Source organism: Shewanella sp. NKUCC05_KAH, from assembly GCF_019345585.1.
Lineage (GTDB): Bacteria > Pseudomonadota > Gammaproteobacteria > Enterobacterales > Shewanellaceae > Shewanella > Shewanella oncorhynchi.
The window spans coordinates 70,556-96,739 of record NZ_JAHKQZ010000018.1 but is presented as its reverse complement, the minus strand read 5'-3'; the positions used below and the strand labels follow the sequence as shown (position 1 = coordinate 96,739).

General features: G+C 45.3%; 26 protein-coding genes. 20 read left to right on the top strand and 6 right to left on the bottom strand.

The window, feature by feature from the left end; translation table 11 throughout:
• The 7 genes from KO533_RS16350 to KO533_RS16320 all read left to right on the top strand — a co-directional run bounded on the left by KO533_RS16350 (nt 1) and on the right by KO533_RS16320 (nt 6,632).
• Complete coding sequence (locus tag KO533_RS16350) at nt 1-516, top strand: phage major tail tube protein (RefSeq protein WP_219255144.1); 516 nt, start codon at nt 1-3, stop codon at nt 514-516.
• 85 nt (nt 517-601) lie between these two features.
• Nucleotides 602-931 (top strand): phage tail assembly protein, encoded by a 330-nt coding sequence (locus tag KO533_RS16345; RefSeq protein WP_212601396.1) that lies wholly within the window; start codon nt 602-604, stop codon nt 929-931.
• Between the two features lie 8 nt (nt 932-939).
• Nucleotides 940-1,071, top strand: a complete 132-nt coding sequence (locus KO533_RS16340; protein ID WP_212601397.1) for a GpE family phage tail protein — start codon at nt 940-942, stop codon at nt 1,069-1,071.
• Entirely contained in the window at nt 1,064-4,546 is a 3,483-nt protein-coding gene (locus KO533_RS16335) for a phage tail tape measure protein (RefSeq protein ID WP_219255142.1), read from the top strand. Before KO533_RS16340 ends, KO533_RS16335 begins: the two co-directional genes overlap by 8 nt.
• A gap of 15 nt (nt 4,547-4,561) precedes the next feature.
• Entirely contained in the window at nt 4,562-5,011 is a 450-nt protein-coding gene (locus tag KO533_RS16330) for a phage tail protein (RefSeq protein ID WP_219255140.1), read from the top strand.
• Nucleotides 5,008-6,168 (top strand): phage late control D family protein, encoded by a 1,161-nt coding sequence (locus KO533_RS16325; RefSeq protein ID WP_219255138.1) that lies wholly within the window; start codon nt 5,008-5,010, stop codon nt 6,166-6,168. Before KO533_RS16330 ends, KO533_RS16325 begins: the two co-directional genes overlap by 4 nt.
• Nucleotides 6,169-6,365: 197 nt before the next feature.
• Nucleotides 6,366-6,632, top strand: a complete 267-nt coding sequence (locus tag KO533_RS16320; protein WP_219255136.1) for an ogr/Delta-like zinc finger family protein — start codon at nt 6,366-6,368, stop codon at nt 6,630-6,632.
• Nucleotides 6,633-6,696: 64 nt separating this feature from the next.
• On the opposite strand, the gene KO533_RS16315 is transcribed toward KO533_RS16320, so the two are convergent.
• Nucleotides 6,697-7,038 (bottom strand): hypothetical protein, encoded by a 342-nt coding sequence (locus tag KO533_RS16315; protein WP_219255134.1) that lies wholly within the window; start codon nt 7,036-7,038, stop codon nt 6,697-6,699.
• Between the two features lie 476 nt (nt 7,039-7,514).
• Nucleotides 7,515-8,591, bottom strand: coding sequence for a site-specific integrase (locus KO533_RS16310; protein ID WP_219255132.1), 1,077 nt, complete (start codon nt 8,589-8,591; stop codon nt 7,515-7,517).
• A 110-nt stretch (nt 8,592-8,701) separates the two neighbouring features.
• Here KO533_RS16310 and dusA point away from each other — a divergent pair, with 110 nt between their 5' ends.
• The 3 genes from dusA (at nt 8,702) to KO533_RS16295 (ending at nt 10,573) form a co-directional block, all read left to right on the top strand.
• Nucleotides 8,702-9,721, top strand: a complete 1,020-nt coding sequence (dusA, locus tag KO533_RS16305; protein ID WP_219255130.1) for a tRNA dihydrouridine(20/20a) synthase DusA — start codon at nt 8,702-8,704, stop codon at nt 9,719-9,721.
• A 209-nt stretch (nt 9,722-9,930) separates the two neighbouring features.
• Nucleotides 9,931-10,221: a hypothetical protein gene (locus tag KO533_RS16300; protein ID WP_173246873.1), complete on the top strand. Its 291-nt coding sequence runs from the start codon at nt 9,931-9,933 to the stop codon at nt 10,219-10,221.
• A 151-nt stretch (nt 10,222-10,372) separates the two neighbouring features.
• On the top strand, nt 10,373-10,573 hold the full coding sequence (locus tag KO533_RS16295) for a PspC domain-containing protein (protein WP_113941528.1): 201 nt from the start codon (nt 10,373-10,375) through the stop codon (nt 10,571-10,573).
• Nucleotides 10,574-10,703: 130 nt separating this feature from the next.
• On the opposite strand, the gene KO533_RS16290 is transcribed toward KO533_RS16295, so the two are convergent.
• Entirely contained in the window at nt 10,704-11,441 is a 738-nt protein-coding gene (locus KO533_RS16290) for an enoyl-CoA hydratase (protein WP_219255128.1), read from the bottom strand.
• Nucleotides 11,442-11,474: 33 nt separating this feature from the next.
• Between KO533_RS16290 and KO533_RS16285 the strand changes: the two genes are divergently transcribed.
• From KO533_RS16285 to KO533_RS16275, 3 genes are read left to right on the top strand one after another with little or no spacing between them, the layout of a single operon-like run.
• Nucleotides 11,475-11,957, top strand: coding sequence for a copper chaperone PCu(A)C (locus KO533_RS16285; protein WP_113941529.1), 483 nt, complete (start codon nt 11,475-11,477; stop codon nt 11,955-11,957).
• Between the two features lie 11 nt (nt 11,958-11,968).
• A complete protein-coding gene (locus KO533_RS16280; protein ID WP_105251468.1) occupies nt 11,969-12,937 on the top strand; it encodes a DUF2333 family protein in 969 nt (322 codons plus the stop codon).
• 2 nt (nt 12,938-12,939) lie between these two features.
• A complete protein-coding gene (locus KO533_RS16275; RefSeq protein ID WP_028761742.1) occupies nt 12,940-13,677 on the top strand; it encodes a TIGR04219 family outer membrane beta-barrel protein in 738 nt (245 codons plus the stop codon).
• Nucleotides 13,678-13,754: 77 nt separating this feature from the next.
• On the opposite strand, the gene tolC is transcribed toward KO533_RS16275, so the two are convergent.
• Nucleotides 13,755-15,062 (bottom strand): outer membrane channel protein TolC, encoded by a 1,308-nt coding sequence (gene tolC, locus KO533_RS16270; protein WP_219255126.1) that lies wholly within the window; start codon nt 15,060-15,062, stop codon nt 13,755-13,757.
• Nucleotides 15,063-15,306: 244 nt separating this feature from the next.
• Between tolC and nudF the strand changes: the two genes are divergently transcribed.
• Genes nudF through parC form a run of 7 tightly spaced genes read left to right on the top strand, consistent with a single transcriptional unit; the run spans nt 15,307 to nt 23,250 of the window.
• Entirely contained in the window at nt 15,307-15,909 is a 603-nt protein-coding gene (gene nudF / locus KO533_RS16265) for an ADP-ribose diphosphatase (protein ID WP_028759445.1), read from the top strand.
• Nucleotides 15,910-15,915: 6 nt separating this feature from the next.
• Nucleotides 15,916-16,356 (top strand): DUF1249 domain-containing protein, encoded by a 441-nt coding sequence (locus KO533_RS16260; RefSeq protein WP_105251470.1) that lies wholly within the window; start codon nt 15,916-15,918, stop codon nt 16,354-16,356.
• Between the two features lie 15 nt (nt 16,357-16,371).
• Nucleotides 16,372-17,211, top strand: coding sequence for a 3',5'-cyclic-AMP phosphodiesterase (cpdA, locus tag KO533_RS16255; RefSeq protein ID WP_105251471.1), 840 nt, complete (start codon nt 16,372-16,374; stop codon nt 17,209-17,211).
• 26 nt (nt 17,212-17,237) lie between these two features.
• Nucleotides 17,238-17,813, top strand: a complete 576-nt coding sequence (locus KO533_RS16250; protein WP_219255124.1) for a YqiA/YcfP family alpha/beta fold hydrolase — start codon at nt 17,238-17,240, stop codon at nt 17,811-17,813.
• 56 nt (nt 17,814-17,869) lie between these two features.
• Complete coding sequence (parE, locus tag KO533_RS16245) at nt 17,870-19,756, top strand: DNA topoisomerase IV subunit B (protein ID WP_219255122.1); 1,887 nt, start codon at nt 17,870-17,872, stop codon at nt 19,754-19,756.
• Nucleotides 19,757-19,808: 52 nt separating this feature from the next.
• Nucleotides 19,809-20,981: a PQQ-dependent sugar dehydrogenase gene (locus KO533_RS16240; protein ID WP_219255119.1), complete on the top strand. Its 1,173-nt coding sequence runs from the start codon at nt 19,809-19,811 to the stop codon at nt 20,979-20,981.
• Nucleotides 20,974-23,250, top strand: coding sequence for a DNA topoisomerase IV subunit A (gene parC, locus KO533_RS16235; protein WP_219255117.1), 2,277 nt, complete (start codon nt 20,974-20,976; stop codon nt 23,248-23,250). Before KO533_RS16240 ends, parC begins: the two co-directional genes overlap by 8 nt.
• A 165-nt stretch (nt 23,251-23,415) precedes the next feature.
• Here the strand turns inward: parC and KO533_RS16230 are convergent, their stop codons facing one another.
• Both KO533_RS16230 and KO533_RS16225 read right to left on the bottom strand, forming a co-directional pair.
• Nucleotides 23,416-24,474 carry a porin gene (locus KO533_RS16230; protein ID WP_105251476.1) on the bottom strand — a complete coding sequence of 353 codons (1,059 nt, stop codon included), beginning with the start codon at nt 24,472-24,474 and terminating at the stop codon, nt 23,416-23,418.
• A 435-nt stretch (nt 24,475-24,909) separates the two neighbouring features.
• Nucleotides 24,910-25,974, bottom strand: coding sequence for a porin (locus KO533_RS16225; protein WP_113941534.1), 1,065 nt, complete (start codon nt 25,972-25,974; stop codon nt 24,910-24,912).
• Nucleotides 25,975-26,184: the final 210 nt, after the last annotated feature.

Genomic DNA, 26,184 nt, shown 5'->3' with positions numbered 1-26,184 from the left:
ATGGCGTTACCAAGAAAACTCAAGCACCTCAACCTATTCGGTGATGGTCAAAACTGGATAGGTGTGGCGGAAGAATTTACCCCCGCCAAACTAAGCCGCAAATTTGAAAAATACCGTGGCGGCGGCATGCCCGGTGCGGCTGATATCGATATGGGGCTGGATGATGATGCCTTAGGTGTTGAATTCACTTTAGGCGGCTATGAAGCCCAGCTCGTTAAGCAGATGTCGGCCAGCAAGATTGACGGTGTTCAGCTGCGTTTTGCGGGTTCATTCCAGCGCGACGACACCGGTGAAGTGCAAGCCGTCGAAATCGTATGCCGTGGCCGTTACAAAGAGCTTGATCGCGGCAGTTACAAAACCGGCGACAACAGCCAAACCAAAGCCACTATGACGTGCACTTACTACAAAGAAACGGCAGGCGGCGAAGTGCTTGTTGAAGTTGATACCGTTAACGGCATTGAGATCATCAATGCCGTCGACATGATGGCAGAACACCGCAAAGCCATCGGGTTATAACTCGGGCTTAAAGCATCAATACCAATCTTAGCCCGCAATACATAGCCGTATGCGGGCATTTTTTAATTAGACAGAGGGCCTAACAATGACAGTCACTATCACTCATAAAGAAGTCACACTCGATCAACCGATTGCACGCGGCAAAGAGTCCGTTACCAAAGTCACCTTGCGCAAACCTAAAGCTGGCGAACTGCGAGGATTATCGCTATCTGATTTGCTCAACCTTGACGTTAACGCTATCTCGACAGTACTGCCTCGTATCAGTTCGCCAATGATCACCAAAGATGAAGTACTCAACATGGACCCTGCTGACTTAGTGCAGATTGGTGGAGAAATTAGTAATTTTTTGGTGCCGAAGAAGTTACAGATGGACAGTCAGAGCGAGAGCGACAGTCAAGCCTCCCTGAGTGCATAGATGACACCATGGCGGATATCGCCATTATCTTTCATTGGCCGCTATCTGAGATGGCGGCAATGGACATCGATGAGCTTCTAGGCTGGCACGATAAAGCGCTGGATAGATGGGAAAGAATTAACAAGGTTAAGCATGACTAAAAAATTAGAGATGAGCGTGTTATTGGCGGCAGTGGATAAGATCACTGGGCCATTAAAAAAAATGCGCCAAGCCAGCGGCATAACCGCCACTCAATTAAAAGAGACGCAAGACCGAGTTAAGTCTCTTAATAAGCAGTCTGCTCAAATCGATGGTTATCGCAAGGTGAGCCGCAGCCTTGGTATTACTTCAAATGAGTTGGCCAAGGCACAAAAGGAGGTGAAACGCCTTGCGCTTGAAATGCAAAGCAGCCAAGCGCCAGCTAAAGCACTGGTTAAGGAATACGAACAAGCCAGGGCGGCAACAGTTAGGCTGAATACTCAGCATAAAAACTTAACCATTAGCCAGCACCGGCAGCGCGAAGCGCTTCGTGCTTCAGGTATCGATACCCGTAACCTTTCCAAGCATCAACGCACGCTAGCCGATGATCTTTCTCTGGCGAACAAACACCTCGAACAGCAAAAGCGCCGTTTACAACAGGTTTCAGAGCAGCAAAAGAAACTCAACGCAGCACAAGCCAGCTATCAAAAGAGCAAGGCATTGCAGGGCGACCTTGCCGGAAAAGGCGCTGGCATGGTGGCCACTGGTGCGGCCGTTGGTGCTGTCTCTGCAATCCCTATCATTGAGTTTTCAAAAGCAGAAACCGCCGCCACCGGGCTCAAAGTATCGATGATGGGCGCGGGCGGAGTTGTGCGTAAAGAGTTTGCCGAAATCAATGCGCTAGCAACTCAGCTCGGTAACAAACTCCCAGGTACTACTGCCGACTTTCAGGACATGATGACAACCCTTATTCAGCAAGGTATGTCATCAAAAGCAATTTTAGGCGGTCTAGGTGAAGCGACCGCTTTTTTAGGCGTTCAAATGAAGTTGCCATTTAATGAGGCGGCAGAATTTGCGTCTAAATTACAGGATGCCACTGGCACAGCAGAAAAAGACATGATGAGTCTGATGGACGTGATTCAACGTTCATATTATCTCGGTGTTGATAAAAACAATATGCTGCAAAGCTTTACTAAAATGGGTGCCGCACTGCCGATTCTGAGAAAAAAAGGGCTTGAGGCAGCAAAACTACTGACTCCGCTGACCGTCATGGCTGACCAAGCAGGGTTAGCGGGCGAGGTTGCAGGTAACGCTTATGCCAAAGTATTTAGACTCTCAATGGATAAGTCAAAGGTCGGTATTGCTAACCAAATGCTTGAGGGCATGGGCGTTAAACTCGATTTTACCGACGGTAAAGGTGAGTTTGCTGGGCTAGACAACATGTTCAAACAATTAGAAAAAATCAAAGGGCTGAGCACAGAAGACCGCCTACCCATTCTCAGCACTATATTCGGTAACGATGGAGATACCTTATCAGTGCTTAATCTAATGACTGACAAGGGCATTGCCGGCTACCGTGAAACCGCCGCAAAGATGGAAGCGCAGGCATCACTGCAACTCAGGGTGAATGCGCAACTAAATACCCTGACCAACCTATGGGATGCCGCCACAGGCACTTTTACCAACGCGCTTGTTAACGTAGGCGAAGCAGTAGCACCAGAGCTTAAGCAGTTGGTTAACTGGCTGGGCGAAATGGCCGAAAAGCTCGGCACATGGATAAAAGCCAACCCCGAACTCACTGGAACTCTATTTAAAGTCGCTATGGGCGTGGGGGCGCTAGCTGTTGCTGGCGGTACGCTGACGTTAATGCTTGCGGGTATCTTAGGGCCGATCGCTTTACTCAAGTACAGCACATCCGTGCTGGGCATTAATTTGATGGGGGCTGTAGCGCCAGCAGGATTACTAACAACAGCCTTTGGAGGATTATCTAAAGGTGTCACAGGGATAATTGGTAAAGCCACTAATTTTAAAGGCGCATGGGCAGGTATCGGTGCGCTATGGAAACAAAGCGATCCTAAAAATACCTTGCCAGCTTTTAAACAAGTTGCTGCAACACTCGACCGGTGGAATGGCTCATTAAAGCGCATTGGGCCACGCTTTTTTCAGGCTAGATCTGCAACGGTGGCATTCGCTAAATCTCAGTGGCTAGCCGTAGTCTCGGGCTCAAAACTGGCAGCGGTCAATGCAGGGATGGCAATCAAATCGACTGCGAGTGGCATACAGAGTTCCACTGCGGCAATGCGGGCTTATGTCCAAACTCATGGCAAAGTGGGCACTTTGTTGAATGGCTTTAAAGCCAGCGCGCGAGGAATTGGCCGCGTACTACTTACCAGTGTCACGTCACCGCTTCGCCTCGTTGGGCAAACGCTGCTATTTGTTGGCCGCGCCGCCTTACTTAACCCTATCGGCTTACTGGTAACGGCCATCGGTTTGGGGGCGTTGGCCGTTTATAAATATTGGCAACCCATCAAAGCCTTTTTTGTCGGATTTTGGCAAGGGCTGCAAGAAGGGTTAGCGCCTGTAGCGGAAGCACTTGGCCCTGCTTTTACTGCACTAGGTAGCGCATTAATGCCGCTTAAGCCAATTTGGGATGGCATCGCCAGTGTGCTCGGTACTGTTTGGAAATGGGTAACAGAGTTACTTACCCCGATTAACGCCACCGCCGCCGAGCTTGATAATGCCACCGGCGCAGGTAAGCGCTTTGGCTTATGGCTGGCTGACATCATTAATTTCTTCCCACAAGTCATCGGCAATTTTATGAGCTTTGGCGCCAACATTATGGACGGCGTAATAAACGGCGTCGTGAGTAAAGTTGGCGCACTGAAAGAGGCTATATTCGGTGCAGCCAATGGTGCGATTGATAGTTTTAAAGACATGCTCGGCATTGCTTCACCCAGCAAAGTGTTTGCGGTAATGGGCGACCAAACCATGCAAGGCTTAACCGTTGGCATTAGTAGAACCCAGCAGGAGCCGATAGCCGAAGTAAATAAACTTAGTAAACAACTGGCAGGCACTGCCTTTGTGCTGGGAATCTCAGCGTTGCCAGCTGCGGCCATGCCGAATGATGTAACTAACCTGCTGTCGCCAGTGCCCAGTGCTAACCGTGAGATCATTGAACAGCTGTCGCCGGCTAAACTGAGTCAGCCAGAGGATATTGTGCGCCAGGTGCGCGAGGAATATCTGGGCACATCATTGCAGGCAATCCCAGACCAAACCCGCACCATTCGGGATGAATACCAAGGCGCTGATTATTCGGTGCCGGATGCAATCCGTTTGGTAAAAGAGGGTGAGCTACCAGCCAGAAAAGCGAAGAGTGACGACTTAACGCATAACGGCAGCGACTTAGCGCTTAACAGCAATGGCTTAACGCATAACGCAGCGCCAGATAGGTTAAGCGCCGGCAGTGCCTTTGCGCAGCGCCAAGCGCCGCAGCCTCAAACTGTTCACATCGATGCGGGTATCCATGCACCCATTACCATCCACGCTACCGCTAATATGGATGCGCAGGATGTCGCGCGCCTAGTCGGCATCGAACTAGAAAAGCGTGAACGATCCCAGCAGGCACGCCTGCGCAGCAGCCTAAAGGATCTTAACTAAAGTGAGCCAACCATTATGATGATGACACTCGGTTTTTTTGTATTTAGTCGGCGAACTGTGCCGTACCAAACATCACAGCATGACATGGTATGGCGCCATCCAACCAATAGTCGCGTAGGTGCGCGGCCGTCAGCGCAGTTCTTGGGGGTTGGTGATGAAACGCTAACGCTATCTGGTGTGCTAATGCCCGAAATCACCGGCGGAGAGCTAAGCCTTGAGGCGCTGCGTAAAATGGCCGACACAGGTAAAGCCTATCCGCTTATCGAAGGGCGCGGCACTGTGACAGGCTTTTTTGTAATCGAGAAAATAAGCAAAGGCCGTAGCGAGTTTTTTAGTGACGGTGCGGCTAGGAAGATTGAATTTACAATTGAGCTGAAACGGGTGGATGAAAAGAACACTAGCTTAATTGGCACTGAAAACCTCATCGGCATGGGTATCAGCAAGCTAATAAGGAAGATTTTGTGAACCTACTCGAGCAGTTTAACCCGCTGGCATCGAGCGACCAGCCAACGCCAGACTATCAAATATTGGTCAATGGTAAAGACATCAGCCCCAAAGTGAAAGCGCGGCTTATGTCGCTGCGCCTGACTGATAATCGCGGTTTTGAGGCCGACACCGTTGAAGTGCAACTCGATGACGCCGACGGTGAGCTGGCGATGCCACCCAAGGGCGCAACCATGCAAGTGCGTATTGGTTGGAAGGGGAGCGCACTGGTTGATAAAGGCACTTACATCATTGACGAACTTGAACACAGCGGCCCGCCAGACGCCATAACCATCCGCGGCAAATCAGCCGATATGCGCGGCACTTTGCAACAAAGCCGTGAGCAAAGCTTTCATAAACAAAGCGTGAGCAGCATTATCGATGTCATCGCAGCGCGGCATCAGCTAAAGGCTAAAATCAGCGATAACTTAAAAATGGAGTTTATCGATCACATCGACCAAGCCAACGAGTCCGATGCTAATTTTCTAAGCCGCCTTGCCGAACAGTTTGATGCCATAGCAACGGTAAAAAATGGCAACCTGTTATTTTTACAGGCGGGTTTAGCCCACAACGCCAGCGGCATCGCGCTCGACCGTGTAGACATTACCCGCCAATCAGGCGACAGCCATCACTTTGGCGTAGCCGATCGCGATGCTTACTCAGGCGTCGTGGCCTATTGGCAAAACGATAAAGCCGCCAAGCGACAGACTGTTAAAGCTAAAAAGCCTTGGCAAAAGAGTAAGCAAAAAGCTGAGCCTGAGCAGCCCCTAGACCAAAACGGCGCGCCAGTAGCTGTGGGCGAAAAGGAGATCATGGTTGGCAGTAACGATAACGTCAAAACCCTGCGGCATACCTATGCCAACAAGCAGAACGCCGAGCGCGCAGCGCGTGCCATGTGGGACAAACTGCAACGCGGCGTAGCTACATTCACCATCACCTTAGCCATGGGGCGACCGGAGCTATTCCCTGAGCTGCCTGTTAGCGTCAGTGGTTTTAAACCGCAAATAGATAACAGTGACTGGCTACTCACTCGCGTCGAGCACAACATCACCGACACGGGTTACACCACAGGGATCGAGCTAGAAGTAAAAAACAGTGAAGTGGCTGAGGTTACCAGCGGCGAAGATGAAACAGGTTAACCGTCAAATGTATCGAGCACAGACGCCAATAACTATGTTGGCTACAGCGGAAGGTAAAAATTTTGCAAAGACACACAATATGTTGTGTATATAACCCTATAGCCACCCTTTAGAATGGTTGTACGCAGTGACAATAAGGAGTTAACCATGACCTCGCATAAACCATATAAAACCAACACCCATAAAGAGGCAGTGTAATGGGTTGCGGTGCAGGCATGACCTGCCCACATTGTGACAGCCGCGCACTACAGCGCCGAACTCGCGCTATTACGCCGCTCACCCGTGAGAAAACCTACCGCTGCAATAACGACGAATGTGGTCACATATTCGTTAGTATTGAAGAAATCCAGCGCACCGTCGTACCGCCACGCATTCGCCGTGAAGGGATAAACCTGCAAATGAGCAGAATATCCAAGCCACAAGTAGAGCCAAGCCGAACAGAAGCTAACCCAGCTCAGCTATAACCAGCAGTAAAAACAAAAAGCCCACATCAAAGTGGGCTTTTCAGTATATAGTTTGTAATTACTTTCAACACGCGATAGCGCGTTCTTCCTCATATGATACTTCGGTTTCAATTGCTTTTTTCATCGCGTCCCGCGCAATTGCCTTCATCTCTGCTTCGATGAATCGCTCTAAAACGCGTCGAATTAGGGGCTGATAACCACCGAGATTGTTCACCTGAGCGATGTTCTTTAAATCTTGTATCATTGATTTCTGCAGTCTGATTGAGATCATTTGCAAAGCAAGCATATCGTCAACAGACTCAGAGGTTACATCTTCAGCAATTGCTGCAAATTGTTCGTCATTGCCGAGCAATTCGTTATCCCAATTATCTGTAGAACCTTCGATTTTTTGAGTCTTGTTACTCATGACGGCACTCCTATTTTTTGGATCTGCTGTAATTAAGTTTAGTACAGGAACTAGCATTCTTTAGCTATACGGTAATAAATATCTATAGCCCTAGGTGTGGACGGCTCATAAGCCGTCTTAATTTCAATAACATCATCTCTTTGGACAAAGCACACTTTCAACTTACGGCCTAAGTCCGTTTCAGAAATAAACCATTGGGTTATTGGATCTGTTAGATGCTCTTCTCTTGTATCCATTAAAAAAGAGTGAGTCCTATTGAAAAAGCATTCAAATATTTCTTTATTCGAGACATTATGCTTATCACGAAGCTTTAGCCTAACCGCGGTTGACATTATAAATCGCAATTAATTGTCCTCTTTAGTCCTATCAAGACCGCCTCAGTCACCGTGAGCGCTCACTATACACAAGCAAAAACCCATTGTATATACACTGTGTATATACAATGGGTTTAAAGTCGATCATATATTCGATGTTAGTTAATCTTCTTTAAACTTGTCATGCAGCTTATGCGGGAACAGCTGTGTATAAACTTGCCATAAAATATTCAGGTTTCTATGCCCTGTAACCTGAGCGACTTCCTCAATCGAATATCCCTTTTCAAACAGTCTACTAGCCCCTTCGCGGCGGAGATCATGGTAACGCAAATCAGTAATACCGAGTTCATTACGAACACGCTGAAAGCCAGCCGTCACGGATGTTGCGTTATAGGGGAAAATTAAGTCATCAGAAACAGGTTGGCGCATAACAATGTCAAACGATCCACCAAGCAAAGGCACAATCATATGGTTGCCTTCCTTTTTTCTTGGATCCTTTCTATCACGGACTAAAATCGTTTTATGGTCTTTATTTAAATCGACCCATCTTAATTTACATACTTCGCCAATGCGCATGCAGGTCAAAATACTGAAATCCAGCATGTCGATAAACGGGATGCGATTAGCCCCGTTTGGGCGGTAGCTCATTCGCTGCTCAAGCCCTTCTTTTAATCGTTCAAGCTCATTCTCTGTTGGTCTACGGGTTCGCTTTTGGCTTTTACCCACTAACCCCATTTCAATGAGAACAGGCACGGCCTCTTCAAAAACCTGAAAGTTAGCATCAATATTCCAGACGGGGGCGGCTTTTTTCATCACACTACGCAGGTAAGCAATATCGTGATAAATCGTCGCGGGGCCTGCGCCAGCCATACGCCGATTTTTACAGTGCTCAATTAAATCGCTGGTCTTTAAATTGTTACTTCTTACTTTTGAAATATCGCAGTCAATCAGCATGCGAATAACATATTGCTTGGTGCGGCCGGTTCTTGACCACAGGTCAGCATCTTCAAAAAAACGGTTAAGTAACTCACCGATTAGAATCGCTTTATTCTTTTGCAGTACAGAATCATTTTCAATTGCATCACATCGGGTTTTGCCCCAAGTTCTAGCAACTTCCTTTTTACTGAAAGTTTTAGACTCACGATGTATAATTTCCCCACTTTCTTTAACGCGTATAGTGCAACGGTAGCTAAAATCCCCGTTCGCCTTTGCGCGTTTCTCAATAGTAAATGACGCCATAGAATGAGATTAACCTTAATTCGTCCTACCCCAAAAAGGGGCCTATATGGGGCACCATATAACGAAATTGACGGCAATTACAAGCAACTAGAAGTAACTCAAGATAAACGATGAAAATTGAAAACCACCACTTAAAGCCATGTACACCAACGAAATTGCTTGATAGAACATTTTCCATTGCGCCCATGTTGGATTGGACGGACCGTCATTATCGTTATTTTGCACGTTTGATGTCGGCTAATGCTTTGTTGTATACGGAAATGGTGACAACAGGAGCGATATTGCATGGTCGCGGTGATTACTTGGCGTATAATCAGGAAGAACATCCTTTGGCGTTGCAGTTAGGTGGCTCTAATCCCTTAGATTTGGCTCGTTGCGCTAAACTCGCTGCTGAGCGTGGCTACGATGAAGTTAACCTCAATGTGGGTTGTCCTTCCGATCGAGTGCAGAATGGTCGCTTTGGCGCGTGTTTGATGGCGGAACCTGAGTTAGTGGCTGAGTGTGTTGACGCCATGAAACAAGTCGTTGATATTCCTGTGACTGTGAAAACGCGTATCGGAATTGATGAACAAGATAGTTATGCGTTTTTAACCCAGTTTATTGATGTGGTCAGTGCAAAAGGGTGTACGGATTTTACTATCCATGCGCGTAAGGCGTGGCTTCAAGGGTTAAGCCCAAAAGAGAATCGCGAGATCCCGCCGCTCGATTATGAGCGTGTGTATCAACTTAAGCGTGATTATCCTGCACTTAATATTGGTATTAATGGCGGCGTAACAACTCTCGAGCAAGCACAAATGCATTTAGTGCAGCTCGATGGAGTAATGATGGGGCGCGAGGCTTATCAGAATCCTTATATTCTGGCGCAGGTGGATCAAATATTGTGTGGCAGTCAAAAAGCAGTGATTAGCCGCGAGGCTGTGATTGAGGCTATGTTGCCTTATATTGAAGCGCATTTGCAGTCTGGTGGGCGACTTAATCATATTACTCGCCATATGATCGGGTTATTCCAAGGCTTACCGGGTGCCCGTGCGTGGCGTCGTTATTTGAGCGAAAATGCCCATAAAAACGGCGCTGGGATAGAAGTGGTAATGCAGGCTTTTCAGAATATTCAGGCTGAAGTTGTAGAGTAATTCCACTCGACTTAAAAGATGGTGAAATTTACTAATTTGAGTAGTATTTTTCACCACTTGTTATTTTCCAATCCATCCCTATATCTCATCTTGTCCACATAAAATTTTTTAAAATGATTAAAATCATAATCTTAATAATATTTTTATAAGTTGGCACGCAGTTTGTAATACTCCTTTCGTCAAGTTAATTAATCGAAAGGGATGCCATCATGTTTACGTTAACCATTAAAAAATCAGTACAAATGAGTGTGTTATTAGGCGCGTTAGTCGGTAGCGTTGCAGCACACGCAGAAGCCGCACCAATATCAGATGTTGTGGGAACTATTGAGCAAACATTAACTGCGCAGACACAAGAATTGTTCGTCAGTGTAAAGCGTGAATTTGTGATGTCATTGCAAACACAACTGGCTGAAAGTATTTATGACTTCAACAGTCAACTTAGCTTAAACGCTGAAAATAAAGGTGAATCGGCAGGTGCCGATGAATATAGCGCTAAGTAAAGGATCTGCTTATGTGGTTTGTAGCACCTTTGATGACATTGCTACTGTTACCTGTAATTAGTCTTGCGTTGTTTTCAGGCATTATTTGCTGGTTTCAGTGGCATAGTGTTAGTGATAAATAAGTTAGCGATGAACTGAGTCGAGGTTTTAGATGAAACGATTAAAAGTGCGTATGGAGAGTCCAGAGCGGTTAGTGTGTGGTGTTGCTGCTGGCATGGCGTGGAAATTTGATTGGTCTTGTTTTTGGACTCGTGCGGTGTGGGCTGGTGCAGTTGTATTTATGCCAGGTGTGAGTTTGTTAATTTACTTTGTTTTAGCATTGTTAGTTGACCAATGGAAAAAACCAGCCTAAGCATGCAGTGATGGCTTGTGTTGATGAGCTCATAAGTGGCTTGTTTTGATTTAAAATGATGCAGTTAAACCTATCAACAAGAGGGTACTTTGACCCTCATGCGACATGTATGTGCATAATGCCTTGCAGGCTACTTTTTCAAAAAAGCCTGAAATCTGCTTTTGGCTTCATCACTTTTTAGCCTAGCGCTAAATTGTTCAAGTTCTTGGTGCATTTGGTGTTGTACACGATTTTTATGCGGACGCATTAATTGACGTGTGATTTGTAGTGCTTGTGGCGGTTGATTGGCCAATTTTTTTGCCTGAGATAGTGAATAACTGAGTAAATCTTCATGGGCCACAATTTCGTTGATCATATTGAGTCTATGGGCCGTCTCGGCATTAAAACTTTCACCAAGTAGCAGTAACTCAGCCGCTTTTTGATAACCAATGAGTTCTGGTAAGAGTAGGCTAGCCCCCGCTTCTGGCACGAGAGCCAAGTTGACGAAGGGAAGTTGAAATTTCGCCGTGTTGTCAGCGTATACCAGATCGCAATGTAGCAGTACGGTTGTACCTATACCGACGGCGGCACCAGAAACAGCAGCCACCAGAGGTTTTTTGAGTTCGAGCAGACAAAATAAGAAACGTACTGCGGGATGATTTGGCCCTAAGTCACTATTTTTCAAAAAGTCAGCAACATCATTGCCTGAGGTGAAACAATTATCTTGGCCATGGAGCATAAAGGCACGAATGTCGTTGTCTGCTTCACCTTCGATCAGGTATTCTGTCAGTTGTTTATACATATTAAGATCAAGTGCATTGCGTTTATCAGGGCGATTAAAGCTAATAATACGCACGCCCTGATCATCCTGAACCTGTATATGACTCATGGGTTGTTTCCTTTACGACGACATTGGGTAGACATGGAGTTTAAGACATTGAAACCAATATTCAAACAGCTGTTTAATTGTCTAGTTTTATCTTGTGCATCATTTTCAGCGTTGGCGAACGTAGTCATGACTGAAGGTCATATACGCGCCATGCCTGAGACAGTACCAAATACTGCCGCTTACTTTACGCTTGAAAACCACACAGATAAAGCGATTCGTCTTATCGGTGTCAGTACGACTGTGGCAAAGGATGCCCAATTACACACGATTATCGAAGACCAAGGCATGGTGAAGATGCGCCATGTTGAAGGTTTTGACATCCCCTCCCATGGCACATTAACGTTAACGCCGTCAGGGGATCACGTCATGTTGCTTGGCTTAAAAGCGCCATTGGTGTTAGAGCAACAAGTTGAACTGCAATTAGAGTTTGACGGTGGCGAGAAAATGGCAATTACCCTGCCTGTTAGTAAAGCAGTAGAAAACGCCGCAGAGCAAGAGCATCATCACCATCATTAAGGAGTCGCTTGATGCAAATTACATGGAAAAAAGTTACCGGGGTCGGTTTATTTTTAGTATTAATCGGTTATGGCGTGAGTGTATGGTGGAGTATCGAACCGGATCCGATTAGCCCTCAACAATTAACAGCATCCAATAAGAATATTGTTGGGTACGCTACCACTACATCGCTAATCCTCACTGTCGAAAATTTACTCGATAAGCAAGGTGGTTGGTTATCAAACGATGTGATGCCACCTTCCATCTTCATGGATAACATGCCCGCATTTGAATATGGTGCTTTGGAGCAAGCCCGTGATTTAGCCTTGATTATGCGTAAAGAGTTTAGCCGCTCACAGTCACAATCTGCGGCGGACAAAGATTTAGGCGAAGCCCAATCTAAGCTCAATATTGACCACACTAGCTGGTTAGTACCCAGTGCCGAAAGCGAATATCGCGATGCAATCAAATTGCTGAAGCTTTATCGTGCCCGCATGATGGACCCAAATAATCAAGATGCACAGTTTTATGCCCGTGCTGACAACCTTAATGAATGGTTGAAAGAAGTGCAGAAACGTCTGGGTAGTATGTCGCAGCGTTTATCTGCCAGCGTTGGCCAAGAGCGCTTAAATACAGATCTAGCTGGTGACAATTCGGCGCGTCAATCAACCCCAAATTTGACCAGCCATCAGGTAAAAACCAGTTGGTGGAAAATTGATGATGTCTTCTATGAGAGCCGTGGTGCTTCATGGGCGTTGTTGAACTTTATGCGTGCTGTTGAAGTCGATTTTGCAGATGTCTTAAAGAAGAAAAATGCTGAAGTGAGCCTAAGACAGATCATTCGTGAACTGGAAGCGACTCAGCAAACTGTCTGGAGCCCTGTTGTGCTTAATGGCAGCGGTTTTGGCTTAGTCGCTAATCATTCATTGGTTATGGCTAACTATGTATCCCGTGCGAATGCCGCGGTGATTGATTTAACGAACTTGCTATCTCAAGGTTAATTATGAAAAAAACTCTCCTCGCCAGTGCGGTATTAGGATTCTGTATGGCCTCATCTGCCCAAGCGGCAACTGTGGTTGGTTTTACGATTGGTGGTGATTACTGGCGCGCCGATACTAGCGGTACTTTTGCTGATAAAGGTCAACCACAACAAACATTTGATTACAGTTCATCTGCTCAAGGCAGTTATTGGATTGCAGTTGAGCACCCATTGCCATTTGTCCCTAACATTAAAATCCGTGAAAATAGCCTAGATCAGAAAGGCAGCATGTCTGGTGCTGATTTCAACTTCAATGGTCATGATTTTAAAGGTAATGTGACTGCTTATACTGATTTGAGTAACACAGATTTCGTGCTGTATTACGAAATATTGGATAACGACATAGTGTCATTGGACCTTGGTGCTGCATACAAGTTAATGAATGGTTCACTGCGTGTTCAAGACCCTGGCCATCCAGAAGAGAAAGATGTCGATAGTGGTATTGTGATGGGTTATGCCAGTACGCATGTGGGTATGCCTGGCTTAGGCTTGTACGGTTTTGCTGATTTGATGCAGGGCGTTAATGAGTCAAGCGTGCACGACTATGCTATTGGTTTAGGTTGGCAATTTGATGGTTTGGCCGTCGATACCCGTGTGCGTGTAGGCTACCGTGAATTTTTATTCGATGTGAGTAATTTCTCGGGTGTGAGTGCTGATACTAAATTTAAAGGTTATTTTGCGGGTGTTGAAATCAATTTCTAATTTTGTTGATTTTAACTTTTAAGCATAAAAAAACCGCCAAATGGCGGTTTTTTTATATTTAATGACTGAGAGCGTTGTTACTGTGCAATCAAGCCATTATTGATGGCGATAACATCATCTTCATTCAATGTACCCGCAGCTTGCTTTAGTGCAACAACTGAGTTGATGTAGCTATAGCGCGCATCGGATAATTTACGTTTTGAGTCGTACAAGTCACGGGTACGGTTCAAAACATCAACGATAGTACGAGTACCCACTTCGAAACCCGCTTGAGTGGCTTTTAGGGCACTTTCTGATGAAATAACAGATTGCTCATAAGCTTTGATTGAGCTGATAGAAGCACCTACGTTGTTGTAGTTATTACGAACGTTTTTCACTACACCACGGTAAATTTGCTCAAGCTTTTCACTTGCTTCAACATACTGGAATTGTGCTTCATTAACTTGTGAGCTGACTTTAAAACCTTCGAAAATCGGAATGCTTAAGTTGACACCAACGCTGACATTATCAAAATCAGGTTCGTTGAGATTACCCATTTTTTGCTCAAGACCTTTGTTGTAACCGGCATTTAAGCTTAAAGACGGCATGTGGCCTGCTTGATAAAGCTTAATGGTCTCTTGGGCAATATCTTTACCAATACGTTGAGTCATTAAATCAACACTATTGGTTTCAGCAATTTTTAACCATTCGCTAGATGACGTTGGCGCTGGCGTAACGGCTGAGAAACGGTTGGTATCTAGCACATTAATCGTCTTGTGATCGATGCCAGTGATTTCACGTAAGGCTTCATAACTATTGGCGAGCGTGTTTTCGGCTAAAATTTCAGTGGCTGAGGCTAAGTCATATTGCGCTTGAGCTTCATGCACATCGGTAATCGCGGTTAAACCCACTGCGAAACGTTGTTTAGTTTGTTCAAGTTGACGCTCGATTGCGCGTTTTTCTGCACCTTGGAACTCGTAGTTGTCTTTCGCCGTTAATACATCGAAATAGGCTTTAGTGATACGAGTAATCAAGTTTTGTAATGCTGAAGCATAAGCGGAATCAGCTTGAGAAGCGGCTTTCTCAGCAAGACTTAAACCAACCCAAGCACTGTGATCATAGATGACTTGATTTAATTTCAGGCTACCTACTAGACCACTTGCATCATCCTTCGGATCATTCCAAGCTTTGTCATAACCGACGTTTGCACTAATGGTTGGCAACAGCGGAGCGCGGTTTTGCTCGATTTTCTCAAACAAACCATTACGCTGGGCTTGGGCTTGCAATACGAGCGGGTCGCTGGTCAGTGCTTGCTGATAAATTTGCAACAAATCATCTGCTTGCACCGCTGAAGTGGAAGCCGCAAGTGTTAATGCTGCGCATAAATTATGGATCTTAAATTTCATTTGCTGTCCTTATTAGACAAAATCCCCCCACGGAGGAATATTTTAACTTCGTTTAGACTAAGTAATGCCTTTACCAAGGCGGTTTGCGCTTCCCGACGCTTCCCGATACAGCTAAAACTTAATAACCTAGAGTCTAAGAACTCTGACACTTTCAAGTCAAATTCGAAGTGTAACAGATTTTATTTTAAAAATGTGCTCAAATTGCCTTGATTATAAGCGCAAATTTAACTTTTAAGGATAGAGTATGAAACCCCCTGTTTTTTCGCAAACGGATATTGAGATCTTAGGAAAAAAATCCCTTTATCAAGGTTTTTTCTCAATGGACGAATACACTTTCAAGCATAAATTATTCGCTGGTGGCTGGAGTAAGCCTGTCACTCGCGAAGTGTTTGAACGGGGTCATGCTGTGGTCGTCCTTCCCTATGATGCCAAGCAAGATAAAGTCGTACTCATCGAACAGGTACGCTTTCCTGCATTAGCAACCGCTAAATCTCCTTGGCTTCTTGAGTTAGTCGCGGGTATGATTGCGCCCGCAGAAACGCCTCTGGATGTTGCACACCGAGAATTAATGGAAGAAACTGGCTTAATGGCTAAGCAAATACACAGTGTAAATAGCTATTTAGCGAGCCCAGGTGGTAGTACAGAACGTTTCTATTTCTATTGGGCTGATGTCGATTCAAACGACGCCCGTGGATTGCATGGATTAGCTGAAGAGCACGAAGATATTCGATTGCATGTCATGAGCCGCGAGCAAGCTTATGAGCGAGTGGTTGCGGGCGAGATTGATAATGCGTCGACCGTTATTGGATTACAATGGTTACAATTAAACTATCAGCAACTGGTTTAAGTTGGGATGAATTTGGCTACTTCGAGTCTAAAACGGCGCTATAAACCCAACGTCAGTGATTTTTTAGCACTGTGCGGGCGTAATTATGGCTACATGTTGAAATGGTTACCGTTAGAGATAGCTATCGGTGAGTCATGGCGACTCGAAGGTGAGTTTGGTATATTAGTAGTGCGAATTTTAGAAAATACCAAATATACTCAGCTAGTTGAGATATCTCGTCCCATCGAAATCAAGGAGTTTATCAATACTCCCAAGGTGTTAGTGAGAATTTATCACGATGCTAAATTAGCAGAAGTGTTAACTGGCCAACAGATTTACCAATTACGCCCAGTGTATGATTATCCCAATGTACGCATGTATCAAAGTGATGAAAAGTACCAGGTGAATGCATTCCTGGAAGAGTTATTAAAGATTGGTTACCAACACAGTGTCGTGTGCCAGTCTTAGAATTGGGTATTCAATGTGCTGAAAGAGGCTGTCTCTTACTCCATAGCTGAAGGGGAAAGCGTGCGTATCGTGCAAGTCACAGATCCGCATCTTTTTGCCGATCCTGAAGCTCAGCTATTAGGAGTTAATACTAGCAAAAGTTTTGCTGCCGTATTAAATACGATTAGAGCTGTGGACTATCCTGCTCACTTGATGCTCGCCACGGGCGATTTGAGTCAAGACTATTCGGCTGAGTCCTATCAGCAATTTGTGAAAGCAGTCACCCCTGTTGGCTTACCTTGCCATTATCTTCCTGGAAATCATGACGATCCACGGATCATGTATCTGCACATGCAGGGTGAACAGATTTTTGGGCAGCAGCGTATTCTGGCGGGAAACTGGCAAATCCTCATGTTGGATTCAACCGTGCGGGGAAAGCCTGGCGGCAATATGGCCGAGACTCAGTTCGAATTAATTGATGAAGCCATTGCCGCACATCCTGAATGCCATACTTTACTGGTGATGCATCACAATCCCATCGTTGTGAATTGTACTTGGTTGGATCAGCACTGCATGGACAATGGCGCCGAGTTTATCGCGCGAGTGGCAAAGTATCCGCAGGTCAAAGGATTGCTCTGGGGACATGTGCACCAATGTATTGATACCCATCATAATGGGCCCCATGGCACGTTGCAGTTGATGGCGACACCTTCCACTTGTATTCAATTTAAGCCGTTATCGCCTTATTTTGCCTTGGATGGCGTTCAACCGGGTTATCGTTTGCTGGAGTTGAAAGCCGATGGTAGCATCAACACTAAAGTGTATCGCGTACCGGGTAACCATTTTTCCCCCGACAACAACTCTAGCGGTTATTAACGCGAATAGCCGCAGCCTGAGGAAATATGCTGCTTTATATTCACGGTTTTAATAGTTCTCCATTTTCAGATAAAGCTGTGATGACGGCTAAGTACATGACGCTGCATCATCCTAGTGTGGTCTTCCATCAGCCCCAATTACCCAATACACCTAAGGCTGCGATGGTGCTCTTAACCGCTTATGTTGAGGCTGCGATTGATGCCAAAGAGCCATTAGCTTATATAGGCTCATCTTTAGGTGGGTATTTCGCCAGCTATTTAGCCGAAACCTATGGTGGCAAAGCGGTGTTAGTTAATCCTGCGGTAAAACCCTTTGAGTTGTTCGATGAGTTTATGGGGCCGCAATTCAATCCTTACACTGAACAGCATTATCTTGTCTTACCTGAGCATAAGTCTGAAGTCGCTGAATTTAATACGGCTGTGATCCGCAATCCGGATCGTTTTTTGGTATTATTGCAGACAGGTGATGATGTGCTGGATTATCGCGAAGCGGTCAATAAGTATCATCACTGTCAATTGCGAGTTGAAGCGGGTGGTGATCACAGCTTTGTTGGTTATGAGTCGCATCTGCAAACTGTAAGCCAATTTTTACACTTACCTTGACAAACTGACATGCCGAGCCGCAACATGGCCGGATATAACAACCTATAGCGTGCCCTATGACAAATCAATACACCTCTGACGCCATTGAAGTTCTCAACGGACTCGATCCTGTTAAACGCCGTCCAGGTATGTATACCGACACCTCCAGACCGAACCATTTGGGCCAAGAGGTCATAGATAACAGTGTCGATGAGGCATTGGCAGGTCACGCGACAAAAATTGAAGTTGTTCTACATACAGATAACTCCCTCGAAGTCACTGATGATGGCCGTGGTATGCCAGTGGATATCCACCCAGAAGAAGGCATTCCTGGGGTTGAGTTAATTCTGACCAAATTGCATGCCGGCGGTAAATTTTCGAATAAAAACTACCAGTTCTCCGGTGGTTTACACGGTGTCGGTATCTCGGTGGTCAACGCTTTGTCGCGCCGTGTCGAAGTCACGGTTCGCCGTGATGGCCAAGTGTATGACATCGCTTTTGAAAATGGCTTTAAAGTTGAAGATTTACGCCCAACAGGGACCTGTGGCCGTCGTAATACGGGGACTCGAGTGCATTTTTGGCCCGATGCGAGCTATTTTGATTCGGCTAACTTCTCAAATTCAAAACTGATTTATCTGCTTCGTGCTAAAGCGGTACTGTGCCCAGGTTTACGGATCAAATTCACCAATAAACAGACAAACGAAGTCCATGAATGGTTCTATGAAAGCGGCCTAACTGATTATTTAAAGGCGGCTATCGGTGACAATTTAAGATTGCCAGATGAGCCGTTTGTCGGCTGTTTTAAGGGCCAGCTAGAAGCCGCAGATTGGGCGATTACTTGGTTGCCAGAAGGCGGTGAATCCATTGGCGAGAGTTATGTAAACTTAATTCCGACTCCGCTCGGTGGTACCCATGTGAATGGTTTCCGCCAAGGTTTATTGGAATCGATGCGCGAATTTTGTGAGTTCAGAAATTTAATTCCCCGTGGCATTAAACTTTCACCTGAAGATATCTGGGATCGCGCCGCGTTTATATTGTCGGTGAAGATGCAAGAACCGCAATTCGCTGGTCAAACAAAAGAAAAGCTTTCTAGTCGCCAATGCGCTGCTTTTGTGTCTGGCGTTGTGCGTGACGCATTCTCACTCTGGTTGAACTCAAATACCGAATTAGCTGAATCCTTAGCCGAAATGTGCATTAATAATGCCCAGAGTCGTTTAAAGGCCGCCAAAAAAGTGGCCCGCAAAAAGGTGACTTCGGGACCTGCACTGCCGGGTAAGCTGACAGACTGTAGTGGCCAAGATCCGATGCGCGGAGAGTTATTCCTCGTGGAAGGGGATTCTGCGGGTGGCAGTGCTAAACAGGCCCGCGATCGTGAGTTTCAAGCCATCATGCCGCTGCGTGGAAAAATCTTGAATACCTGGGAAGTCGATGCTTCGCAGGTGTTAGCTTCACAGGAAGTCCATGATATTTCGGTGGCGATTGGTTGCGATCCCGATAGCAGTGATATTTCTGAATTACGTTATGGCAAGATTTGTATCCTTGCGGATGCCGACTCAGACGGACTGCACATTGCTACCTTGTTATGCGCGCTATTTTTGAAGCATTACCGTATCTTAGTTGAGCAGGGTCATGTGTATATTGCTATGCCGCCGTTGTTCCGTATTGATATCGGCAAAGAGGTTTATTACGCCTTAGATGAGGCAGAAAGAGCGGGTATTTTAGACCGTATTGCCGCTGAGAATAAAAAGGGTAAGGTACAAGTCACCCGCTTTAAGGGCTTGGGTGAGATGAATCCTTTACAACTTCGTGAAACAACGATGGATCCAAACACCCGTCGTTTAGTACAGTTGACGATAGATGACATCGAAGAAACGGATGCTTTGATGGATATGTTGCTCGCTAAGAAGCGTTCGCCGGACCGTAAAAACTGGCTTGAAGATAAGGGTGACATGGCTTTACTTTAATGTTGTGCACTATTGCCGATAACAATAAAACATAGGCATAAAGAAAATTACAATGTTGTATATTAAAACTAATAATTATAATTGCTTAAAGGTGTTTTCTGCCGGTTTTACGCTCTTAGCGAGTGTGACGTTATTGCTCTGCAATAGCGCCTTTGCGGGTTCCCAATCGATCATGATTACCGTCGCTAAGGGGTTTGGTTTATCGCTTTATGCCTCGGATATTGGCGATGCTAAGCAGATGGCGATGGGGGCTAATGGCACTTTATTTGTCGGTTCCAATAAGAGCGGCACTATCCATGCTCTCGTTGATAGTAATCAAGATGGTCGTGTCGATAAGCGCTATGTGATAGCTAAAGGGCTTGAATCACCCGATGCGATTGCATTCCGCAATGGTGACTTGTTTGTCGCCACTGAAAATCAAATAGTGCGCTTTGTTGATATTGAGCAAAGATTGCGCCGCCCGAGTCGACCCAAAGAGATTTACAGTGACTTGCCTTACTCAGAGAAGAAAAGTTCTCGGGCAATTAATTTTGGTCCAGATGGCCGTTTATATGTGTCTATTGGTGCGCCCTGTAACGTCTGTGAAGCGCCAGTGCCTTACAGTAGCATCATAGCGATCAATGTCGATACAGGTGCGAGTGAGCAAATTGCGGCTGGTGTGCGTGATGCAAGTGGATTTGATTGGTCGCCAATAGACAAAAAATTATGGTTTGCCGATCAAGGCCGTGATTGGATGGGGGACAACTTGCCACCCGATGAGATTAACCGCATCGATGTGATAGGGAGTCATTATGGCTTCCCTTATTTACATGCCAGTAGTGTTGTTGAACCCGCCTATGAAAAACCGAAAAACTTAAAAATCACTCTGCCAATGTATGAGTTGCCAGCCCATGTTGCACCCACGGGACTTGCATTTTATCGCGGCAGTCAATTTCCCGATATTTACCATAATCAGTTGTTTGTCGCCGAAAATGGCTCGTGGAATCGTTCGAGTAAAGTTGGCTATCAAGTGGTGATGTTGAAGATTGAAGATCAAAAAGTGGTGAGTCGTGAAACGGTTGTTAGTTTCCTTGACGGTGAATTTCCCGTTGCTCGACCCTTTGCGCTGTTATCGGCATCCGATGGTGCTATGTACATCTCCGATGATTTAAAAGGTAACGTGTATCGCTTGTTTTATAAGGGCGATAGTACTGAAGAAACACAGGAACTAGAAGAAAATGAGTGACGCTATCAAGTTAAGTCTCGATGGGGTAGAGCAAATGCCATTGCGGCGCTTTACCGAAGAGGCTTATCTGAACTATTCCATGTACGTCATTATGGACCGAGCCCTGCCACACATTGGTGATGGACTTAAACCGGTACAGCGTCGAATTATCTATGCGATGAGTGAGTTAGGTTTATCGGCTCAATCTAAGCATAAAAAGTCGGCCCGTACGGTTGGTGACGTATTAGGTAAATACCATCCTCACGGCGATAGTGCCTGTTATGAGGCTATGGTATTGATGGCGCAGCCATTTTCATATCGCTACCCGTTAGTCGATGGCCAAGGTAACTGGGGTGCCCCCGATGATCCTAAGTCATTTGCGGCTATGCGTTATACCGAAGCACGTCTCTCTAAATTCTCTGAAGTGTTACTCAGTGAACTGGGACAAGGTACGGTTGAATGGGGTGCTAACTTCGATGGCACTTTGAAGGAACCTAAAGTACTGCCTGCACGTTTACCGCATATCTTACTCAATGGTATTACTGGTATTGCCGTAGGTATGGCGACGGATATTCCGCCGCATAACGTGAGAGAATTAGTCTCCGCCTGCGTAGCATTGCTCGATGATCCTAAGCTTGAACTCGAGCAATTGATGGCCTTTGTACCAGGCCCTGATTATCCAACTGAAGCCGAGATTATTACCCCGTCTGCCGATATTGCAAAAATTTATGAGTCGGGCCGTGGGTCATTAAGAGCACGTGCGGTTTACACTGTCGATGGCGGTGAAATCATCATCACGGCGCTGCCGCATCAAGCCAGTAGCGGTAAAATCTTAGAGCAAATCGCCGGTCAAATGCAGGCGAAGAAATTGCCTATGGTGGCCGATTTACGCGATGAGTCGGATCATGAAAACCCAGTGCGTCTTGTGGTGGTGCCGCGCTCCAATCGCGTCGATTGCGATCAACTGATGGCGCATTTGTTTGCCACCACGGATTTAGAAAAGAGCTTTAGAGTTAACTTAAACGTGCTGGGTCTCGATGGACGTCCGCGAGTTAAAGGGTTGAAAACCTTATTAACTGAGTGGTTAGAGTTCCGCGTTGATACGGTTAAACGTCGTTTAGAATATCGTTTAGATAAGGTGGTATCGCGGTTACATATACTCGAAGCCTTAATGATCGCTTTCCTCAACATTGATGAAGTGATCGAGATTATTCGTTTTCACGATGATCCTAAAGCCGAGTTGATGGCCCGTTTTTCACTCAGTGATAAACAAGCTGAATCGATCCTCGAGTTAAAGTTACGGCATTTAGCTAAGTTAGAAGAATTTAAGATCACGGCCGAACAAAATGAGCTTGAAGCCGAACGCGAAAAACTGGAGCAGTTATTGGGCTCAGAGCGTCGCTTGAAGACGTTGATCAAGAAAGAATTAATTCAAGATGCGCAAACCTATGGCGATAATCGTCGCTCGCCAATCGTATTGCGTAATGAGTCTAAAGCATTAACTGAACAAGAGTTAACGCCGACAGAAGCCGTGACTGTTGTCTTATCTGAAAAAGGTTGGGTGCGTTGTGCTAAGGGCCACGATATCGATCCTTTGTCGCTCTCCTATAAGTCTGGCGACCAATATCTATGTAGCGCGATGGGACGTAGCAATCAGGCCGCAGTGTTTATTGATTCGTCTGGGCGGGCTTTTGCGACTGATAGCCATACTCTGCCATCGGCCCGTAGCCAAGGTGAGCCTATTACGACTCGCTTCAATATGGCACCTGGCGAAACCATGCAGCATGTGTTGATGGGTGAAGAAGACCAATGTTACTTGTTAGCAACGGATGCGGGTTACGGTTTTATTTGTTCATACAACGATATGGTGTCGCGCAATAAGGCGGGTAAAGCCTTGCTGAGTCTACCAACAAACGCTAAATCATTAACGCCTAAGTTGATCGACCGCACTAAAGAAATGTCACTGCTAGCGATTACAAACGAAGGGCGGATGTTACTGTTTTCGCTAGAAGCGTTACCGCAATTATCCAAGGGTAAAGGTAATAAAATTATTGGTATACCAACCGAAAGAGCCAAGAATCGCGATGAACTTATGACGCATTTACAATTAGTGCCGAGTGATACGCCGGTTACCTTGTGGGCAGGTAAGCGCAAGCTCACACTGAAGCCAAGCGATCTTGAGCATTATCGAGGTGAACGTGGTCGTCGTGGTGCAAAATTGCCTAGAGGATTACAACGTGTCGATAGCGTTGAATTAGGTGACGGTGGTGATGCTTTAGCGAGCATCTAATGCTTTGTAATGGTTGCAATGCTGTAAAGAATTAAATGGGTTAACTAAAACCACCTCAGTTTGGCTTAGGTGGTTTTTTATTTTTTGCGTTTTGGATTAGATTATGAGACATAAAAAACCTACTGTATTACTACAGTAGGTTTCTATTATCTCTTAGGTAAGAGATTAGAAGTCGTAACGTACGCCTACAGAGAATACGTTGTCATCTTGTAGATCTGTTTTAGCATTAGCAACAGTAAAATCACCACGGTACATAGCGTATTGACCATAGATCATAGTTGATTTCGCTAAGCGATAATCAGCACCAATGTTGAAGTTTTGGAAATTGATGTCATCAGCACCTTTTACGCCGCCCAGTTTAGTGTAAGCGCCACCTAAACCAGCTTCATCAATGCCGTATTCAGCCTTCAGGTTTACACCGTTCAGATCATAAGAAACGTTAACAAAGTAAGTGTTACCTTCGATGTCATTGTTCACAACATCTTCAGAGTTTTGGAATAAACCACCAACTTTGAATTGACCGAATTTTGCTTGGCCAACTAAACGGTATGCATCAACACCAGCAATGCCTTTGTTATAGGCTACTGCAGCATAGTAATTCTGCTCTTTAAACTTGCTGTCACCTAGAGTTGCGCTTAATGCATATAGGCTTTCAGAAGTCTTAGCTGTAGTGTCGTTATCATCAAATTGATAGTTAGCGTTTAATGTCACTAAGCCTGCAATTTTTGGTGAATAGTACCAAGCACCATCGGCAGTACGAGTTTGGGCACTGACTAAACGGTCGATATCGGCGTTAGTGTTACCGAAAATATCCACAGCACCTTCGGCTTGTTTGAATACTGAGTCATTACGACCCACTAACACAGTACCAGCGTTAGTTTTTAAACCTAAGAAAGTGTTACGTGCTTTGAAAACATCACCTGCACCAGAAGTGTTTTCAACTTGGAATTCCATTTGGTAGATAACGTCAAAGCCATCAGCAATTTTTTCTGAACCTTTAACACCTAATAGAGAGAAGTTGTTTTCTAAATAAGTACCTGCGTTATTCTCATCGGCATAGTTTGCTTCTAAGCCGTTAGTACCTGATTGTAGAGTGGCACCTGTGTCAGTATGGGTTAGAGCAAGCTCTAAACGACCATAGAAGCTTGGGCCTTCGGCTAGCGCACCGAATGAAGCCAATGCCAATACTGATGCAACTGATGCAGAGATGAATGTCTTTTTCATGTTTTGTGCTCCCTCGAACCTAAGTTCTTATCCATTTTTCATGGTTTTTGTGTGGTTTAACGCATTTGCTACCTGAGTCGGTAACAAAGTTGCCGCCGATTTTTACAGTTTTACGACTCGCAGGCTGTGGCGCAGATCATGTTTTTGGCTCTCCTTGCCTATATTCGGGCCATTTCTGGGATCTTTCCTTATATCTTGACTGCAAATTTACCTGAAAGGGGTAAAACTCTATTTTTCACTTACTACTTAAGTGGTAGGTAAGGCGGATTGCCTTAGATAGTGCGTCGGCGAGGGTAACTGTAGCATATACTAATGCTGTAGCAAGTCTGTCATATTGGTTATAGATTTGTGTTTGGGGGCGATATCTAAGCAGAAAAAGCGGCCGAAGCCGCTTTTTTATCAATAAATAACCTTGGGGTTAGTTGATTAATCTATTTAAAAATCAACGCGTAAACCGACAGTAAAGATGTTGTCATTCAGGTCTTGCTTTACATCGGCCAACATAAGATCACCATCGAAGCGCGTGTAGTGACCATAGACCATAGTCTTAGTGCTCAGGCGGTAATCTGCGCCCACACTGAACTGTTGCAGGTCAACATCACGGACCTGTTCTAGGCCACTGTTGTCTTGGTCACCAACATAACGGCTCACGTACTTGCCTAGACCTGAGTCATCTTTGCCGTACATCATCTTTAGTTTTAAGTCGCCAATTAAGTAGGCCGCGTTGACAAAATAGGTATCGCCTGAGAGATTGGCAAACTTATCATCCACATGCTCACTGTGTTGATATAAGGCACCTAAGATTACGTCACCGAATTTAGCTTGGGCTACACCACGATAGGCTTCAACGTTATCAATACCATCACTATAGGCGGCAGCGACATAGTAGTTTTGTGCTTTAAAGGCTTTATCCCCTAAGGTGGCGCTCAGAGCATACATTTGATCTTTGCTATACACGTCGTTGCCATTGCTATCCACTTGGTCATAGTTATCACTCATCAGATAAGTGGCATTAAGCGTCACGAGATCGGCAATTTTAGGTGAATAGTAAGAAATGCCATCGGCGGAGCGTGTTTGGCCTGCAACCAGTAAGTCGATATCAGCATTGGTATTACCGAAAAGATCGAAGCTACCTTCAGCTGCTTTAAATACGGTATCGTTACGACCCACTAAAGCCGTACCTGCGGCACTTCTGATACCTAGGAATGTATTACGGGCATTGAAGGTTTTATTTGAGTTGTCAAAGTTTTCGACACCAAATTCCATTTGATAAATGATGTCAAAGTAAGGGCTTACAGCTTCAGAACCTTTTACGCCTAACCAAGAGAAGTTGTTTTCAAGAACAGTGCCCTCCTTTTGGTTTTGAGTTGCATAACCTGTGTCTGAATTGGTAATGGCAAGATCAGCATGACCATAGAATTCAGGGCCATCGGCGAGTGCTGTGAATGAATAGAGTGTGAGGCTAGAAATAATAGCCGTCGTCAGTAGATTCTTTTTCATCTTCATTTTCCTGTGCTTATCGCTGTTATATGCATTGATAACTTCAGTATCTATGCATGCTGTTGAGCTTTTATGCGGCAAAGTCTGCACAGACTTGAAATGATAAAGTGTGATCTTGATCAAGTTTCATATAAAGGATGGCTTATTCAACATATTGTTTTACAAGTGAAATACATGTTTTTATTAAGTCGATTACCAAATGACTCGGTG

Coding starts and splice junctions, on each gene's coding strand:
- KO533_RS16350 (WP_219255144.1), top strand. CDS start 1: ATGGCGTTACCAAGAAAACTCAAGCACCTCAACCTATTCGGTGATGGT.
- KO533_RS16345 (WP_212601396.1), top strand. CDS start 602: ATGACAGTCACTATCACTCATAAAGAAGTCACACTCGATCAACCGATT.
- KO533_RS16340 (WP_212601397.1), top strand. CDS start 940: ATGGCGGATATCGCCATTATCTTTCATTGGCCGCTATCTGAGATGGCG.
- KO533_RS16335 (WP_219255142.1), top strand. CDS start 1,064: ATGACTAAAAAATTAGAGATGAGCGTGTTATTGGCGGCAGTGGATAAG.
- KO533_RS16330 (WP_219255140.1), top strand. CDS start 4,562: ATGATGATGACACTCGGTTTTTTTGTATTTAGTCGGCGAACTGTGCCG.
- KO533_RS16320 (WP_219255136.1), top strand. CDS start 6,366: ATGGGTTGCGGTGCAGGCATGACCTGCCCACATTGTGACAGCCGCGCA.
- KO533_RS16315 (WP_219255134.1), bottom strand. CDS start 7,038: ATGAGTAACAAGACTCAAAAAATCGAAGGTTCTACAGATAATTGGGAT.
- KO533_RS16310 (WP_219255132.1), bottom strand. CDS start 8,591: ATGGCGTCATTTACTATTGAGAAACGCGCAAAGGCGAACGGGGATTTT.
- dusA (WP_219255130.1), top strand. CDS start 8,702: ATGAAAATTGAAAACCACCACTTAAAGCCATGTACACCAACGAAATTG.
- KO533_RS16300 (WP_173246873.1), top strand. CDS start 9,931: ATGTTTACGTTAACCATTAAAAAATCAGTACAAATGAGTGTGTTATTA.
- KO533_RS16295 (WP_113941528.1), top strand. CDS start 10,373: ATGAAACGATTAAAAGTGCGTATGGAGAGTCCAGAGCGGTTAGTGTGT.
- KO533_RS16290 (WP_219255128.1), bottom strand. CDS start 11,441: ATGAGTCATATACAGGTTCAGGATGATCAGGGCGTGCGTATTATTAGC.
- KO533_RS16285 (WP_113941529.1), top strand. CDS start 11,475: ATGGAGTTTAAGACATTGAAACCAATATTCAAACAGCTGTTTAATTGT.
- KO533_RS16280 (WP_105251468.1), top strand. CDS start 11,969: ATGCAAATTACATGGAAAAAAGTTACCGGGGTCGGTTTATTTTTAGTA.
- KO533_RS16275 (WP_028761742.1), top strand. CDS start 12,940: ATGAAAAAAACTCTCCTCGCCAGTGCGGTATTAGGATTCTGTATGGCC.
- tolC (WP_219255126.1), bottom strand. CDS start 15,062: ATGAAATTTAAGATCCATAATTTATGCGCAGCATTAACACTTGCGGCT.
- nudF (WP_028759445.1), top strand. CDS start 15,307: ATGAAACCCCCTGTTTTTTCGCAAACGGATATTGAGATCTTAGGAAAA.
- KO533_RS16260 (WP_105251470.1), top strand. CDS start 15,916: ATGAATTTGGCTACTTCGAGTCTAAAACGGCGCTATAAACCCAACGTC.
- KO533_RS16250 (WP_219255124.1), top strand. CDS start 17,238: ATGCTGCTTTATATTCACGGTTTTAATAGTTCTCCATTTTCAGATAAA.
- parE (WP_219255122.1), top strand. CDS start 17,870: ATGACAAATCAATACACCTCTGACGCCATTGAAGTTCTCAACGGACTC.
- KO533_RS16240 (WP_219255119.1), top strand. CDS start 19,809: ATGTTGTATATTAAAACTAATAATTATAATTGCTTAAAGGTGTTTTCT.
- parC (WP_219255117.1), top strand. CDS start 20,974: ATGAGTGACGCTATCAAGTTAAGTCTCGATGGGGTAGAGCAAATGCCA.
- KO533_RS16230 (WP_105251476.1), bottom strand. CDS start 24,474: ATGAAAAAGACATTCATCTCTGCATCAGTTGCATCAGTATTGGCATTG.
- KO533_RS16225 (WP_113941534.1), bottom strand. CDS start 25,974: ATGAAAAAGAATCTACTGACGACGGCTATTATTTCTAGCCTCACACTC.